This is a genomic window from Luteimonas lutimaris, assembly GCF_039537065.1.
GTDB classification, from domain to species: domain Bacteria; phylum Pseudomonadota; class Gammaproteobacteria; order Xanthomonadales; family Xanthomonadaceae; genus Luteimonas; species Luteimonas lutimaris.
This window is the reverse complement of sequence record NZ_BAAAZU010000003.1, coordinates 366,721-381,265: the sequence shown is the minus strand read 5'-3', so window position 1 is coordinate 381,265 and position 14,545 is coordinate 366,721. Positions and strand designations below refer to the sequence as shown.

The 14,545-nt window shown below is 69.0% G+C and carries 15 protein-coding genes and 1 pseudogene; 7 read left to right on the top strand and 9 right to left on the bottom strand.

Annotated elements, in window-relative coordinates; all coding sequences use genetic code 11:
• Window positions 1–134: 134 nt before the first annotated feature.
• The 7 genes and pseudogenes from lptD to ABD679_RS03745 all read left to right on the top strand — a co-directional run.
• Window positions 135–2,543 carry an LPS assembly protein LptD gene (gene lptD / locus ABD679_RS03775; RefSeq protein WP_344758598.1) on the top strand — a complete coding sequence of 803 codons (2,409 nt, stop codon included), beginning with the start codon at window positions 135–137 and terminating at the stop codon, window positions 2,541–2,543.
• Complete coding sequence (locus ABD679_RS03770; RefSeq protein ID WP_344758597.1) at window positions 2,540–3,841, top strand: peptidylprolyl isomerase; 1,302 nt, start codon at window positions 2,540–2,542, stop codon at window positions 3,839–3,841. Before lptD ends, ABD679_RS03770 begins: the two co-directional genes overlap by 4 nt.
• Window positions 3,842–3,844: 3 nt before the next feature.
• Window positions 3,845–4,849, top strand: coding sequence for a 4-hydroxythreonine-4-phosphate dehydrogenase PdxA (gene pdxA / locus ABD679_RS03765; protein WP_344758595.1), 1,005 nt, complete (start codon window positions 3,845–3,847; stop codon window positions 4,847–4,849).
• Entirely contained in the window at window positions 4,846–5,199 is a 354-nt protein-coding gene (locus ABD679_RS03760) for a tRNA-binding protein (RefSeq protein WP_425561838.1), read from the top strand. Before pdxA ends, ABD679_RS03760 begins: the two co-directional genes overlap by 4 nt.
• On the top strand, window positions 5,196–5,990 hold the full coding sequence (gene rsmA, locus ABD679_RS03755; RefSeq protein ID WP_344758594.1) for a 16S rRNA (adenine(1518)-N(6)/adenine(1519)-N(6))-dimethyltransferase RsmA: 795 nt from the start codon (window positions 5,196–5,198) through the stop codon (window positions 5,988–5,990). Before ABD679_RS03760 ends, rsmA begins: the two co-directional genes overlap by 4 nt.
• Window positions 5,991–6,025: 35 nt before the next feature.
• Window positions 6,026–6,409 carry a Co2+/Mg2+ efflux protein ApaG gene (apaG, locus tag ABD679_RS03750; RefSeq protein ID WP_344758593.1) on the top strand — a complete coding sequence of 128 codons (384 nt, stop codon included), beginning with the start codon at window positions 6,026–6,028 and terminating at the stop codon, window positions 6,407–6,409.
• Window positions 6,410–6,425: 16 nt separating this feature from the next.
• Window positions 6,426–7,244, top strand: a pseudogene (locus ABD679_RS03745) (symmetrical bis(5'-nucleosyl)-tetraphosphatase); the annotation flags it as partial.
• A 26-nt stretch (window positions 7,245–7,270) separates the two neighbouring features.
• Here ABD679_RS03745 and ABD679_RS03740 read toward each other — a convergent pair.
• The 9 genes from ABD679_RS03740 to ABD679_RS03700 form a co-directional block, all read right to left on the bottom strand.
• Window positions 7,271–7,777 (bottom strand): dihydrofolate reductase, encoded by a 507-nt coding sequence (locus ABD679_RS03740; RefSeq protein WP_344758592.1) that lies wholly within the window; start codon window positions 7,775–7,777, stop codon window positions 7,271–7,273.
• Window positions 7,774–8,448 (bottom strand): hypothetical protein, encoded by a 675-nt coding sequence (locus tag ABD679_RS03735; RefSeq protein ID WP_344758591.1) that lies wholly within the window; start codon window positions 8,446–8,448, stop codon window positions 7,774–7,776. Before ABD679_RS03735 ends, ABD679_RS03740 begins: the two co-directional genes overlap by 4 nt.
• Window positions 8,445–9,239 (bottom strand): thymidylate synthase, encoded by a 795-nt coding sequence (locus tag ABD679_RS03730; RefSeq protein WP_344758590.1) that lies wholly within the window; start codon window positions 9,237–9,239, stop codon window positions 8,445–8,447. Before ABD679_RS03730 ends, ABD679_RS03735 begins: the two co-directional genes overlap by 4 nt.
• Entirely contained in the window at window positions 9,236–10,117 is an 882-nt protein-coding gene (gene lgt, locus ABD679_RS03725; RefSeq protein WP_344758589.1) for a prolipoprotein diacylglyceryl transferase, read from the bottom strand. The genes ABD679_RS03730 and lgt overlap by 4 nt, the downstream gene beginning before the upstream one ends.
• Window positions 10,118–10,204: 87 nt before the next feature.
• The gene (locus tag ABD679_RS03720) at window positions 10,205–10,708 is read right to left on the bottom strand and encodes a TPM domain-containing protein (RefSeq protein ID WP_344758588.1); all 504 of its coding nucleotides are present in this window, start codon (window positions 10,706–10,708) and stop codon (window positions 10,205–10,207) included.
• Complete coding sequence (locus tag ABD679_RS03715; RefSeq protein WP_344758587.1) at window positions 10,708–11,640, bottom strand: TPM domain-containing protein; 933 nt, start codon at window positions 11,638–11,640, stop codon at window positions 10,708–10,710. The genes ABD679_RS03720 and ABD679_RS03715 overlap by 1 nt, the downstream gene beginning before the upstream one ends.
• Window positions 11,641–11,726: 86 nt before the next feature.
• The gene (locus tag ABD679_RS03710; RefSeq protein ID WP_344758586.1) at window positions 11,727–13,040 is read right to left on the bottom strand and encodes a TPM domain-containing protein; all 1,314 of its coding nucleotides are present in this window, start codon (window positions 13,038–13,040) and stop codon (window positions 11,727–11,729) included.
• A gap of 30 nt (window positions 13,041–13,070) precedes the next feature.
• Window positions 13,071–13,682: a LemA family protein gene (locus tag ABD679_RS03705; RefSeq protein WP_344758585.1), complete on the bottom strand. Its 612-nt coding sequence runs from the start codon at window positions 13,680–13,682 to the stop codon at window positions 13,071–13,073.
• A 76-nt stretch (window positions 13,683–13,758) separates the two neighbouring features.
• Window positions 13,759–14,499 (bottom strand): TerC family protein, encoded by a 741-nt coding sequence (locus ABD679_RS03700; protein ID WP_344758584.1) that lies wholly within the window; start codon window positions 14,497–14,499, stop codon window positions 13,759–13,761.
• Window positions 14,500–14,545 lie beyond the last annotated feature (46 nt).

The window sequence follows — 14,545 nt, the reverse complement described above, 5'->3', positions numbered from 1 at the left end:
TCAGCCGCCGTTCCGCAACTTCAACGCCGTGTTTACAGGGGCTTGCGCGGACTGAAGGCAATCTTTCGTCGTCATTGCCGCTGGCAGGGCGATGCGGCAAGCTAACGGCCGATTTTCATTGAACGGATGCCCGCGTGCGCCCTGTTCTCCGCCTGCTCCCACTGCCGCTGTGCATCGCCCTCACGCTCCCGCTGACCGCCCACGCCGACGACGACCGTCCGCTGGACTGGTCGCTGTGCCCGGTGGAGGACGCGGTGCCGGCCTTCGCCGACGCCCCGCCGCCGGTGGGCTCGCCCGAAGACCGTGAATCGCAGAACACCGACGTGGCCGGCGACAGCGTCGAAGGCATCTCCGGCGAGACGATCAACTTCCAGGGCAACGTCACCCTGCAGCGCGGCGACCAGTATCTGCACGCCGACAACCTGCGCTTCGACCAGCAGACCGACCAGTACGTCGCCGACGGCAACGTGCGCTACCAGGACGCGGGCATGCGCATGATCGCCGAGCGCGCGCACGGCGACCAGACCAACGACACCCACCAGATCGACGACGTCCGCTACCAGCTGATCGAACGCCGCGGCAACGGCGGCGCGCAGACCATCCGCATGCAGGGCACCCAGGGCAAGCTGGTCGGCTCGACGTATTCGACCTGCCCGCCCAGCGACCGCCACTGGGAGTTGCGCGCCGACGAGATCGACATCGACACCGACTCCGGCTTCGGCACCGCGCGCAACGCGACCATCCGCGTGGGCAAGGTGCCGGTGCTGTACGTGCCGTGGTTCAAGTTCCCGATCGACGACCGCCGCGTGACCGGCCTGCTGTACCCGAACGTCGGCCAGTCCAACCGCAACGGCTTCGACTGGCGGCAGCCGATCTACATCAACCTCGCGCCGAACTACGACATGACCCTGGAACCCAGGCTCATGACCAAGCGCGGGCTGATGCTGGACACCGAATTCCGCTACCTCACCCCGACCGGGCGCGGCAAGTTCGACATCGGCTACCTGCCGTCGGATGACCTGACCAGCCGCGAGCACGACGAGGAGCTGGCCGAATTCATCGATCGCGGCTACCCGCTCGACAACCGCCGCAAGGAAGACCGCGGCCGCTTCAAGTTCGTCGGCAGGCAGAACATCAACCGCACCTGGCAGGCGCGCGCCAACCTCAACTGGATCAGCGACCCGCGCTACCTGGAGGACTTCAACAACAACTCCGGCTCGCTGTCGGACTTCCGCGTCAACAGCGACCTCGGCGTTTACGGCCGCGGACGCCACTGGGACGCGGGCCTGATGGCCGACTACTACCAGCTGTCCGACTACACGCTGTCCGAGCGGCGCCTGCCCTATTACCGCATGCCGCGCGCCTACTTCAACTGGGAGCAGCCCTTCGGCCGCTGGTTCACCGCCGGCGTCAACACCGAGGCCGCGCGCTTCCAGCACATCGACAGCGATGCCCGCCCCGGCGGCACCCGCCTGGACATCAAGCCCTACGTCAGCATGCCGCTGGGCGGCGCGAGCTGGTTCATCACGCCGACGCTGGCCTGGCGCTACACCGGCTACCGGCTCGACCGCGAGCTGGCCGAGAACCTCGACTCCGCCAACCCGGAAACCTCGCCCAGCCGCAGCATGCCGATCAGCTCGCTAGACGCCGGGCTGTACTTCGACCGCAACGTCAACTTCCGCGGCGAGGACTACGTCAACACGCTCGAGCCGCGGCTGTTCTACCTCAACGCGCCCTACCGCGACCAGGACAACCTGCCGGTCTTCGACACCGGTGCGATGACCTTCAGCTGGGGCCAGCTGTTCCGCGACAACCGCTTTTCCGGCGCCGACCGCCAGACCGACGCCAACCAGCTCACCATGGCGGTGACCAGCCGCCTGATCCGCGAATCCGACGGCCGCGAGAAGCTGGCGGTGAGCCTGGGCCAGATCCAGTACTTCGAGGACTCGCGGGTCCGCCTGTCGAGTACCAGCCCGGTGGTCGAAAGCGGCCGCTCGGCGTGGGTGGCCGACGTCAGCTACGCGGTCAACGACCGCTGGAACATCGGCGCCTCCTACCAGTGGGACCCCAAGTACGGCCGCGAGGACCTGGCCAGCCTGCGCACGCGCTACCTGATCGGCGACGACGGCATCGTCAATCTCAGCTACCGCTACCGCCGCAACGCCAACAGCGGCGAGGACCTGCTCGAGCAGGCCGACCTGTCGTTCCTCTATCCGCTCAGCCCGTCGTGGAGCCTGGTCGGCCGCTATTACTACTCGATCAAGGACAAGCAGATGCTCGAGGGCATCGCCGGCGTGCAGTGGGACAGCTGCTGCCTGGCCGCGCGCCTGGTCGCCCGCCGCTACGTGCGCAACCGTGCCGGCGACATGAACGACCAGATCCAGCTGGAGATCGAACTCAAGGGCCTGGGTTCGGCCGGCCCGGACACGGAGAGCCGCCTGCGCCGTGCTATCCTCGGCTATTACCGCGAGGACCTCTACCTCGTGCCGCCGCCCGAGATCCGCAGCGGCGACGACGACGACTCCTTCAACGACCTCCCATGAAGACTCCCAACGCCTTTTTCCTCGCCGTCGCACTGCTCTTCGGCACGGCAGCGCACGCGCAGCAGGTCGAACCGCTGGACAGCATCGCCGCCGTCGTCGACGAGGACGTGATCCTGAAGAGCGAGCTCGACCTGGCGCTCAACAACGTGCTCGCCCAGTACGTCGGCCGCGAGGACCAGCTGCCGCCGCGCGAGATCCTGCAGCGGCAGGTGCTCGAACGCCTGATCCTGCTGCACCTGCAGACCGCCCGCGCGGCGGACATGGGCGTGCGCGTCGGCGACAGCGAGATCGACAACGCGGTCGCCAACATCGCCCAGCAGAACAACCTCACCCAGGACCAGCTGCGCCAGCAGCTGGCCAGCGACGGCATGTCCTACGACGACTTCCGCAACTCGCTGCGCGACGAGATGCTGAGCCAGCAGCTGCGGCAGCGCTTCGCGCAGACCCGGATCAGCGTCAGCGACGCCGAGGTCGATGCGGCGCTGGCCTCGGAGAACAGCGAGCAGTACCACCTCGCCCACATCCTGGTCTCGCTGCCCGACGGCGCCACGCCCGAGCAGATTTCACTCGGCCAGCAGAAGGTCGACGGCATCAAGAACCTGCTCGACAAGGGCGAAATGACTTTCGCCGCCGCCGCCGTGCGCTATTCGGACAGCCCAAACGCACTTGAGGGCGGCGACCTGGGCTGGCGCAGCCTCGACGAGATCCCGGCCGCCTTCGCCACCACCATCCGCGGCCTGCAGGACGGCCAGGTCGTCGGCCCGGTCCGCGGTCCCAGCGGCTTCCAGCTGCTGCAGCTGGTCGAAAAGCGGTCCGCCGACCAGTCCGCAGGCGCGCAGACCGTCACCCAGTACCGCGCGCGCCACATCCTTGTCCGCCGCGCGGACGAGGCCGAAGCCAAGGCGCTGGCCGACACCCTGCGCGCGCGCATCGCCGGCGGCGCCGACTTCGCCGAGGTCGCGGCGGAAAACTCCGACGACGCCTTCAGCAAGGACAAGGGCGGCGAGCTGGGCTGGTTCACGCAGGACCAGTTCGGGCCGGAATTCGGCGCTCAGGTCGCCTCGCTGCAGGACGGACAGGTATCTGCACCGTTCAAGACCCAGGCCGGCTGGCACATCCTCCAGCGCGAGGAAACCCGCCAGACGGACGTCACCGACGACAACCGCCGCGCGCAGATGCGCGAGCGCATCGGCCAGCGCAAGCTGGAAGACGAGTGGAACCGCTTCCTGCGCGAGATGCGCAGCGAGGCCTACGTCGACATCCGCACCGGCACGCCGGCGGCCGCGACCGGAAACTGAGCCATGCGTCCGCGGCTCGCGCTGGTCCCGGGTGAACCGGCCGGCGTCGGGCCGGAGCTTTGCGTCCGCGCGCTGCACCAGAACCGCGAAGCCGACCTCGTCGTGTTCGGCGACCGCGCCACGCTGGCGCGTGCCGCCGCCGCGATCGGCATGCCGCCGCCGGAATTCGTCGATGCCGGCGACGCGCGCGCAACCGCGCCCGGCCGCACGCGGATCGTCGATATCCCCGCCGCGGTTGCCGCGGAATTCGGCCACCCCGATCCACGCAACGCAGTGGCGGTGATCGCCGCGCTCGAGCGCGCCGCCGCGGCCTGCATCGCCGGCGAACTCGACGGCCTGGTCACCGGCCCCGTGCACAAGGCGGCAATCAACGCCGGCGGCATCGCCTACACCGGCACCACCGGGCTGCTGGCCGGACAGGCCGGCTGCGAGGTGGTGATGATGCTGGCCAACGACATCGTGCGCGTGGCGCTGGCGACCACCCACCTGCCGCTGCGCGAAGTTGCCGACGCGATCACGCCGGACGCGCTGGAGCGCACGCTGCGCATCCTGCACGCCGCGCTGCGCAGCGATTTCGGCATCGCGGCACCGGTGATCGCCGTGCTCGGCCTCAACCCGCATGCGGGCGAGGCCGGCCACTTGGGGCGCGAGGAGATCGACGTGATCGAACCGCTGCTCGAACGCCTGCGCGGCGAAGGCATGGCCCTGCACGGCCCGCTGCCGGCGGACACGGCCTTCCTGCCGGCCCGGCTCGAAGGGTTCGACGCGGTGCTGGCGATGTACCACGACCAGGGCCTGCCGGTGCTCAAGTACAGCGGCTTCGAGCGCGCGGTGAACCTGACCCTCGGCCTGCCCTACCCGCGCGTGGCGGTCGACCACGGCACCGCGCTCGACCTCGCCGGCAAGGGCACGGCCGATCCGTCCAGCCTGCTCGCCGCGATCGACACCTGCACGCGGCTGGCGCGGCCGCGCGCGCAGGCGCGCACGCAAGGAAGCAGCGGAAGATGAGCGACGCCAGCATGCAGCAGATCGGCTGGGACGATTTCATGAAGGTGGAATTGCGCGTCGGACGCGTGCTGTCCGCCGAACCGTTCCCGCAGGCGCGCAAGCCGGCCTACATCCTCCAGGTCGACTTCGGCCCCGACATCGGCGTGCGCAAGTCCAGCGCGCAGGTCACCGTCCATTACGCACCGGAAGACCTGGTCGGCCGGCTGGTGGTGGCCGTGGTCAACTTCCCGAACAAGCAGATCGGCCCGCTGATGTCCGAATGCCTGGTCACCGGCTTCCACGACGCCGACGGCAACGTCGCGCTGTGCGTGCCCGACCGCGACGTGCCGCCCGGGACGAAGCTGCTGTGAGCGACGCGCGCTTCGACGGCCCCGCCAAGAAGTCGCTCGGCCAGCACTTCCTGCACGAGCGCGGCGTGGTCGACCGGATCATCCTCGCGGTCGACCCGAAGCCCGGCGACCGGCTGGTCGAGATCGGCCCCGGCCAGGGCGCGATGACCTTCCCGCTGCTCGACCGCCACGGCGCGCTGACCGCGATCGAGTTCGACCGCGACCTGCTGCAGCCGCTCACGGCGGCGGCGCGCACGCACGGCGAGCTGACCCTGGTCCACGCCAACGTGCTCGACGTCAACTTCACCGAGCTGGCGGACGGCACGCCGATCCGTCTGGTCGGCAACCTGCCGTACAACCTGTCCTCGCCGATCCTGTTCCACGCCCTCGACCACGCCGGCGCGGTGCGCGACATGCACTTCATGCTGCAGAAGGAAGTCGTCGAACGCGCGGCCGCCGGCCCCGGCAGCAAGGTGTACGGCCGGCTGAGCGTGATGTTGCAGGCATTCTGCGAGGTCACCATGCTGTTCACGGTGGGTCCCGGCGCGTTCCGGCCGCCGCCGAAGGTCGATTCGGCGGTGATGCGGCTGGTGCCGCGCGATCCCGCGCGCATCGGCATCGACGACCGCGCCCGTTTCGCCGCCGTCGTGCGCGCGGCCTTCGGCCAGCGCCGCAAGACCCTGCGCAACGCGCTGCGCGCGGTCTGCGACGGGGAAGCGCTGCGCGCGGCCGGCATCGACCCGCAGGCGCGCGCCGAACAGCTGGACGTCGCCGATTTCGTGCGCCTGGCGAATCTCGTCGACGCCGCGTAGTCCGGGTGTTCACCGCAAGCCCTTACACTGTCGCCATGGACGAAGCAGCGGACTACACCCTCGAAATCCAGATCGCCACCCGCTTCCTCGACGAGGAATCGGCGCCCGACGACGACCGCTACGTGTTCGCCTACACCATCCGCATCCGCAACGTCGGGCGCCTGCCCGCGCAGCTGCTGGCGCGACGCTGGCTGATCACCGACGCCAACGGCCAGGTCGAGGAGGTCGCGGGCGAGGGTGTGGTCGGCGAGCAGCCGCGGATCGAGCCGGGCGAACAGTTCACCTACACCTCCGGCGCCGTGCTGGCCACCGCGGTGGGCACGATGGAAGGCAACTACGACATGGTCGGCGACGACGGCACGCGCTTCGACGCACCGATCCCGCCGTTCACGCTGTCGATGCCGCGGACGCTGCATTGAGGCGCGAGGCGGCGAGATGAGCGTCTGGGCCATCGGCGACCTGCAGGGCTGCCTCGAACCGACACAGCGGCTGCTGGAGAAGATCGCCTTCGATCCGGCGCGCGACCGGCTGTGGTTCTGCGGCGATCTGGTCAACCGCGGCGGGCAGTCGCTCGAGACCCTGCGGCTGGTGCATTCGCTGCGCGACAGCGCGGTCAGCGTGCTGGGCAACCACGACCTGTCGCTGCTGGCGATCGCCGAGCGCCGCGAGGAAGAGCAGCGCCGGGTCAACCCGGACCTGCGCCGGGTGCTGTTCGCGGACGACCGCGACGTGCTGCTCGACTGGCTGCGCATGCAACCGCTGGCACACGTGGACCGCGACCTTGGCTGGATGATGATCCACGCCGGGCTGGCGCCGAAGTGGACCACGCAAATGGCGGAGAAGCACGCGCGCGAGGTCGAGGACCGCCTGCGCAGCGGCAACTACCGCAAGCTGTTCAAGCAGATGTACGGCGACCGCCCCGCATGGTCGCCCGGCCTCAAGGGCCTGGACCGCGAGCGCGCGATCATCAACATCTTCACCCGCATGCGCTACTGCACGCCGCGCGGGCGGATCGCATTCGAGGAGAAGAACACGCCCGGCACCCAACAGCCGGGCCTGTATCCCTGGTACGAGGTGCCGGGGCACGCGACGCGGGACCTGAAGATCGTCTGCGGCCACTGGAGCGCGCTGAACCTGTTCATCGGCCACGGCGTGCACGCCATCGACACCGGTGCGGTGTGGGGCGGCAAGCTCACTGCGCTGCAGCTCGATACCGACGAGTTGCGCATCGTGCAGGTGCCGGGGCGCGAGGTCGTCTAGATCTACGCGGGAAGGGATTGCTACGCGCGCACGTATTCGACGAACTCGAAGCCGAAGGCGTGCCTGGCATCGGCCGCATGCCGCTCACGCGACACGGCCCGCCAGTCAGCGGCATCGAACGCCGGGAAGAACGCGTCCGCATCCTCCACCGCCGTGTCGACGTGGGTCAGGTGCATCGTCGCCGCCCGCGGCAGCGCCAGCGCGTAGACCTGCCCGCCGCCGATCACGCACAGCGCCGCCGCGCCGTCATCGCGCGCTGCCTGCAGCGCGGCGTCGAGCGAGGCCACCGCCTCCATCCCTTCGAACGGCACGCGGCCGCCACGCGTCAGCACCAGGTTGCGCCGCCCGGGCAGCGCGCGGCCCAGCGATTCGGCCGTCCTGCGGCCCATCAGGATGGGCTTGCCGAGGGTCAGCGCCTTGAAGTGGCGGAAATCGTCCGGCAGGTGCCAGGGCATCGCGTTGCCGCGGCCGATCGCCAGGTTGCGATCCACCGCCGCAACCATGGCGATCGCCGGCGCCGGGCTCATCCCGCCGTCCCGTCCGCCGCGCATTCGGCCAGGAGTTGCTCGTAGCGGCCGTGGACCGTGGTCAGCGTCGCGACGAAATCCTCGTCAGTCATCATTCGTTGCTGCCATCCGTCCAGGGCTTCGTCGAGCTGCGTGTCGGCGAGGTCGAGGTGGTCCTGGTACGTGCGCAGCTCTTCGTCCTGCTCGTAGGCCGGATAAGCCGCAAGCCTCAGCTCGCCTTCCCGGCGCGCGGCGCCGTTGAGATGCCGCTGGCCATCGGGCGTGGCCGCGAACCGCAGGAAGGCACGCAGGTCGGTTTCGGTGAGGGCGTCGCCGAGCAACGCCATGAGGTCGCCACGCAATCGGGCGACGGACTGCTCCAGGTACGGCCGGAACTGCTCCAGCGCCGCGGCCTCGATGAACTCCATCGCCTGCGGGCAGCCATCCGCCCGGCGCCGCGCGCTTTCCGGCACCGCCGCGACCTCGTCGACCAGGCCGTCCAGCATCGGGTCGCCGGTCACGCGGAAGTAGGCCTCGAGCAGGTCCGCCTTGCCGGCATCGGCCGGCAGTCGCGGGACTTCGATCGGCTGCCCGGGAAGCGGCGGCAGTTCCGTCGTGGATGGCGCCTGCGCCCACGCAGCGGCGCAGACGCAGGCAAGCAGTCCCGCCAGCACGCGCTGCACGGCCTTCATACCGCCACCGGTGCCTTGATCGCCGGCAGGGGATCGTAGCCTTCGATCGTGATGTCGTCGTAGCTGAAGCCGAAGATGTCGCGGACGCCGGGGTCGAGCTTCAGCGTCGGCAGCGCGCGGGGCGTGCGCGAGAGCTGCTCGCGCGCCTGCTGGTCGTGGTTCGAGTACAGGTGCGCGTCGCCGAGCGTATGCACGAAATCGCCCACGCCCAGCCCGGTGACCTGCGCCACCATGTGCGTGAGCAGCGCATAGCTGGCGATGTTGAACGGCACGCCGAGGAAGATGTCGCCGCTGCGCTGGTAAAGCTGGCAGCTCAGGCGCCCGTCGACGACGTAGAACTGGAACATCGTGTGGCACGGCATCAGCGCCATGCGCGGCAGGTCGGCCACGTTCCAGGCGGAGACGATCAACCGCCGCGAATCCGGATTGCGGCCGATCTCGTCCACCACCCAGCGGATCTGGTCGATCTCGCCGCCGTCGGTGTCGGCCCAGCGCCGCCACTGCTTGCCGTAGACCGGGCCGAGCTCGCCGTCGGCGTCGGCCCATTCGTCCCAGATCGAGACCTTGTTGTCCTTGAGGTAGGCGATGTTGGTTTCGCCCTTCAGGAACCACAGCAGCTCGTGCACGATCGAGCGCAGGTGCAGCTTCTTGGTCGTGACCAGCGGAAAACCTTCGTTGAGGTCGAAGCGCATCTGCCAGCCGAACACGCTGCGCGTGCCGGTGCCGGTGCGGTCGGACTTTTCCGTGCCGTGCTCGAGCACATGGCGCAGCAGGTCGAGGTACTGCTTCATGCCGCGTCCCCGGCCGGCTGCGGCTGCAGCGTCGGCGCGCGCCGCGACATCCACAGCCACAGCAGGCCGATCGCGATCAGCGGCAGGCTCAGCACCTGGCCCATGGTCAGCCAGCCGAAGGCGAGGTAGCCGATCTGCGCGTCGGGCAGGCGCACGAACTCCACCGCGAACCGGAACACGCCGTACAGCAGCGCGAACATCCCGGCCACCGCGTAGCGCGGCCGCGGCTTGCGCGAGTACCACCACAGGATGCAGAACATCGCCAGGCCTTCCAGCCCGGCCTGGTACAGCTGCGAGGGATGGCGCGCGAAGGCGTCCAGCGCGCCGGCCTCGAACTGCGCGCGCAGGGCAGCGGGATCGAGTCCGAGCCTCGTCACCTCCGGCGCCTGCGGGAACACCACACCCCAGCCTGCCTCGGTGAACTTGCCCCAAAGCTCGCCATTGATGTAGTTGCCCAGCCGCCCGAAGCCCAGCCCCGGCGGCACCAGCGGCACGATGAAGTCGGCCACGTCGAAGAAATGCAGCCGGTGCCTGCGCGCCCACAGCCACGCGGCCACCACCACGCCCAGCAGGCCCCCGTGGAAGCTCATCCCGCCTTCCCAGATCTTGAACACCTGCACCGGATCGGCCAGGTACGTGGACAGGTCGTAGAACAGGATGTAGCCGATGCGCCCGCCCAGCATCACGCCGAGCATGCCGTAGAACAGCAGGTCGCCGAAGGCATTGGCGTCCACGCCCGGCAGCCGCCCGGCGCGCACCCGGCGCTGGCCGAGGTACCAGGCCACGGCAAAGCCGACCAGGTACATGATCCCGTACCAGTGCACGGCCAGCGGGCCGAGGCGGAAGGCGATCGGGTCGATCTGATTGAGGAACAGCATCGGGCGCGTGGCTCCGGACCTTCGTTGCGCCTATTGTGCCGCGGCGCGCGTGGTGGTGCTTGCCGGACCGGCGCCGGCGATCCCCCGTCAGAGCACGCGGGGCTGATCGGGCAACTCGTTCTCGTCGATGTCACCGGGGCTGCGCGGGAAATGCAGCGCAAGCAGGTCGGAGATCGCCGCGACACCGCGCACGATCGCCTCGACCGGCTCGCCGGCGCGCAAGCGCTCCTCCATCAGCAGGCAGGCGCCGCGCCACTGTTCCTCGCTGACCAGGCCGGCGAGGCCGCGGTCGGCGACGATCTCGATGCGATGGTCGGCCAGCAGCAGGTAGACCAGCACGCCGTTGTTGGCGCGGGTGTCCCAGACCCGCAGCTGCGCGAACACCTCGTGCGCGCGATCGCGGGCCTGCACCTCGCGCAGCACCTGCCGCACCGGCAAAGCCGGCTCCACCGCGAAGCAGATCTCGCCGCGATGGCGCGCCTCGCCTTCGGCCACCGCGTCGGCGATGCGCTGCAGGCTGCCGTCGGAGAACAGGCGCGCCTCCGCGCCGGTGGCCAGGTGGCGCAACAGCCGCGTGAACCGGTTCGGCATCACCAGCTCCCCGAGGCGCCGCCGCCTCCGCTCCTGCCGCCGCCGCCGGACCAGCCGCTGCTCCGGGAGCTGCCCGAGCTGCTCCAGCCACCACCGCCCGAACTGCCGCTGCCACCGGACCGGCTCCAGCCGCCGTGCCGCACGTAGCTGCCGCCGGGCGCCTTGAACACACCGTGGACGAATCCGAGCACCGCCATCATCAGGCCCATCGACAGTTGCGCCGACAGCAGCCACGCCAGGCTGCCCGCCACGCCGCCGGTCAGCAGGCCGCGCGTCAAGGCCGGCGCACGGCTGAACAGACGACGCACGAAGCTCGCGGCAACGAAGGCGACAATCAGCGTGAACGTCCACCGGTTGTCCCCGCCACCGCCACGGCCCACCTGGCTTGCACGGCCCACGGTACTTTCGCTGCCGCGGTTGTCGGCAATCGGCGCCGGAAGCGGTTCGCCGTCGATCAGTTGCACAAGCACCGCGGTCGCGTCGACGATACCGCCGCCGTAGTCGCCGGCACGGAACTTCGGCGCCATGTATTCCTGGATGACGCGGCCGGCGGTGATGTCGGGGATCGCGCCCTCCAGCCCGTAGCCGGGCTGGATGCGCACGCGGCGGTCGTCCTTGGCGACCACCAGCAGCACGGCGTCGTCGACGCCCTTGCGGCCCAGCTTCCACTGGTCGAACACGCGCTGGGTGTACTGCTCGATCGACTCGGGCCGGGTGCTGCCTACCAGCAACACCTGCAGCTGGCTGCCCTTGCGCTGCTGCAACGCCAATGCCTGCTGCTCAAGCTGCTGCTTCTGCGCGTCATCAAGCGTGCCGGTGGTGTCGACCACCGGGGAATCCAGCGGCGGGATCGCCGCTGCCTGTTGCGCGGAAGCGATGACTGCCCATGACAGCAGCACAGGCAGGAACAGCGTCGGCAGCCATGCCGGCATGCGCCATGCGCGGCCTCGGTGACCAGGCGGATGGGACATCGAGGAATTCACCTGCAAAAGGGTACCGGAACCGGACCGGGCCGCCTTCACCAGCTCCGCGACGCTCCACCGCCGCCACTCCTGCCACCCCCACCGGAACGGCTGCTTGAACTCGAAGAGCGGGAAGACCTCGAGTGGGAGGATCGCGAGCCGGAACGGGAAGATCGGCCGCCCGACCCGCTACCGCCCGGCAGGGCGGTCGCAAACAGGACAATGGTGCCGATGAAGCAAGCCATGCCTGCCGGGATCATGGTATCGATCGACCAGTCCGCGGAGGCGCTGGCATACAGCGCGAACGACAGACCGGCAATCCAGACACATGCTCGCACCCAGAAGCCCGTCCGGTTGTGCTTCCACGCATGTGTCGCACCAAGCACCGGCAGCGACAGGAAGACGCACAGGAATGCGGCCACCAGCACGATGACAAGCCCCGTTATTACTTTGATGCCGCCAAACAGCTGCACCAGCAGCGCCGCCAGTGCGACCAGGGCCAGCACCGCACCCGCCCACCAACGCGCCTTGCCGGATTGCATGAGGAACCAGCCCAGCGGCCAGAAAAAAACGAGCGTGAACGGCATCGACAACAGGTACGCAACGAACATGCCGGGCATCAGGGCCGCGACCAGTACGCAGGCCAATATCGTGGCACCGAGCATCCACGGCCAGCTCACCCCCTTCAACGATCCGACCATGCCGCCAACGACCGCGAGCAGCACCAGCAGAAGCAGGCCCTGGCCGCTCACATCATCCCCAGTGCCATGCTCCGGCGGGGGCAATGCCTCGCCTTCGGCCAGGCGGATCAGCTGCTCCACGCCGGCTTCGATGCCGCCGCCGTAGTCGCCATCGCGGAACTTCGGCACCACGTACTCGTCCAGCACCCGGCCGGCGGTGATGTCGGGAATCACGCCTTCCAGCCCGTAACCCACCTCGATGCGTGCCTGGCGGTCGTTCTTCGCCACCACCAGCAGGAGACCATCGTCGACGCCCTTGCGGCCGAGCTTCCACGCCTCGAATGCGCGGTTCGCGTACGCCTCGATCGATTCATCCCCGGTGGTCGGGACGACCAGGACCTGGAGCTGGCTGCCGGTGCCTTCCTCGAAGGTGGCGATGCGGGCCTCGATACGGCTGGTCGCGTTGCCCGACAGCGTGCCGCTGGTATCGATCACCGCCGACGACAGCGGTGGCACCGCGGCCAGGACGCCGCCATCGGCGCTCTTTTCCACCAGGACCGGCACGGCCGGCGGGGTGGCCCGGTCCTGCGCGGCTGCCGGCGCAACCGCGAATGCGCTGGCCAGGACCACGGCCAGCGCCAACGTGTCGACAATGCCTGCGAGCCGCCTGCGTCCCTGCCTGGATACCATCGATGCCTCCTGCGTCGATGTGCGACCGGATCAGCCGGCAGGCGCCGGCTGTGGCGGCGCCTCCGGCGCGCTGCTGCCGAAATCCACCGTGGGTGCATCCTGGATCTGCGCTTCGTTCTCGACCGTGAAATTCGGCCTGGTCTTGTAACCGAACATCATCGCAACCAGGTTCTGCGGGAACGAGCGGATGTAGGTGTTGTAGTCCTGCACCAGCTGGATGTAGCGGCCGCGCGCCACCGTGATCCGGTTCTCGGTGCCCTCCAGCTGGGTCTGCAGGTTCAGGAAGGCCTGGTCGGCCTTGAGGTTGGGGTAGCTCTCCACGACCGCCATCAACCGCGACAGCGCGCTCGACAACTCTCCCTGCGCCGCCTGGAACTGCGCCAGCGAGGCCACGTCGTCGGCGTTGACGTTGATCTGCCCGACCTTGGCGCGCGCCTCGGTCACCTGGGTCAGCACCTGCTGCTCGTGCGACGCGTAGCCCTTGACCGTGTTGACCAGGTTGGGGACCAGGTCCGCTCGGCGCTTGTACTGGCTGAGCACCTCGGACCAGCCGGCGTTGACCGCTTCGTCCTTCTGCTGGATCTGGTTGTACCCGCAGCCGCTGAGCAGGGCGGCAAGCACCATCAACAGGATCAATCGCATGGTCCGGCTCCATCGGAAGGATGCCGGCATTGCAGCACTCCCGGACGGGCCACGCAACGCCGGCCGGCGAACGCCCTCAGTCGCCCTCGCCGCGCAGCCGCGCGCGGCGCTTGGCCCACAGGTTGAGGCACTCGACCGCGGCCGAGAAGCCCATCGCGCCGTAGATGTAGCCCTTGGGCATGTGCAGGCCGAGGCCGTCGACCAGCAGGTAGGCGCCGATCAGCACGATGAAGGCCAGCGCCAGCATCTTGATCGTCGGATTGTTGTCGATGAACTGGCCCAGCGGGCGCGCGGCCAGCAGCATCACGGCCACCGCCAGCAGGATCGCGGCCACCATCACCGGCACGTATTCGTCGGCCATGCCGACCGCGGCGATCACCGAGTCGAGCGAGAACACGATGTCGATCACCGCGATCTGCGCGATCACCGCGCCGAACGAGGTGACCGGCTTGGTGTGGATGTCCTCCGACTCCTCCTCGCCGTTGACCAGGTCGCGGATCTCCATCGTGCCCTTCACCAGCAGGAAGATGCCGCCGAGGATCAGGATCAGGTCGCGCACCGAGACGCCGCGCCCGAACAGGGTGAACAGGTCCTGCTTCATGTGCGCCAGGTAGGCCAGCGTGAGCAGCAGCGCGATGCGGGTCAGGCAGGCCACGGCGATGCCGAACTTGCGCGCACGCTCGCGATTCTCCGCGGGCAGGCGGCTGACCGCGATCGAGATGAAGACGAGGTTGTCGATGCCCAGCACGATCTCGATCGAACTCAACGTCAACAGCAGGATCCATACCTGCGGATCGGCCAGCATTTCCCAACTCATCAAGCAGTTTCCTTCAAGAATGGTTTCGCGCGCGGCGGCGCCCGGC

Excerpts from the sequence above, each read along its gene's own strand:
- ABD679_RS03770 (WP_344758597.1), top strand. The coding sequence starts at position 2,540 with ATGAAGACTCCCAACGCCTTTTTCCTCGCCGTCGCACTGCTCTTCGGC.
- pdxA (WP_344758595.1), top strand. The coding sequence starts at position 3,845 with ATGCGTCCGCGGCTCGCGCTGGTCCCGGGTGAACCGGCCGGCGTCGGG.
- ABD679_RS03760 (WP_425561838.1), top strand. The coding sequence starts at position 4,846 with ATGAGCGACGCCAGCATGCAGCAGATCGGCTGGGACGATTTCATGAAG.
- apaG (WP_344758593.1), top strand. The coding sequence starts at position 6,026 with ATGGACGAAGCAGCGGACTACACCCTCGAAATCCAGATCGCCACCCGC.
- ABD679_RS03740 (WP_344758592.1), bottom strand. The coding sequence starts at position 7,777 with ATGAGCCCGGCGCCGGCGATCGCCATGGTTGCGGCGGTGGATCGCAAC.
- ABD679_RS03735 (WP_344758591.1), bottom strand. The coding sequence starts at position 8,448 with ATGAAGGCCGTGCAGCGCGTGCTGGCGGGACTGCTTGCCTGCGTCTGC.
- ABD679_RS03730 (WP_344758590.1), bottom strand. The coding sequence starts at position 9,239 with ATGAAGCAGTACCTCGACCTGCTGCGCCATGTGCTCGAGCACGGCACG.
- lgt (WP_344758589.1), bottom strand. The coding sequence starts at position 10,117 with ATGCTGTTCCTCAATCAGATCGACCCGATCGCCTTCCGCCTCGGCCCG.
- ABD679_RS03720 (WP_344758588.1), bottom strand. The coding sequence starts at position 10,708 with ATGCCGAACCGGTTCACGCGGCTGTTGCGCCACCTGGCCACCGGCGCG.
- ABD679_RS03715 (WP_344758587.1), bottom strand. The coding sequence starts at position 11,640 with ATGCCGGCATGGCTGCCGACGCTGTTCCTGCCTGTGCTGCTGTCATGG.
- ABD679_RS03710 (WP_344758586.1), bottom strand. The coding sequence starts at position 13,040 with ATGGTATCCAGGCAGGGACGCAGGCGGCTCGCAGGCATTGTCGACACG.
- ABD679_RS03705 (WP_344758585.1), bottom strand. The coding sequence starts at position 13,682 with ATGCGATTGATCCTGTTGATGGTGCTTGCCGCCCTGCTCAGCGGCTGC.
- ABD679_RS03700 (WP_344758584.1), bottom strand. The coding sequence starts at position 14,499 with ATGAGTTGGGAAATGCTGGCCGATCCGCAGGTATGGATCCTGCTGTTG.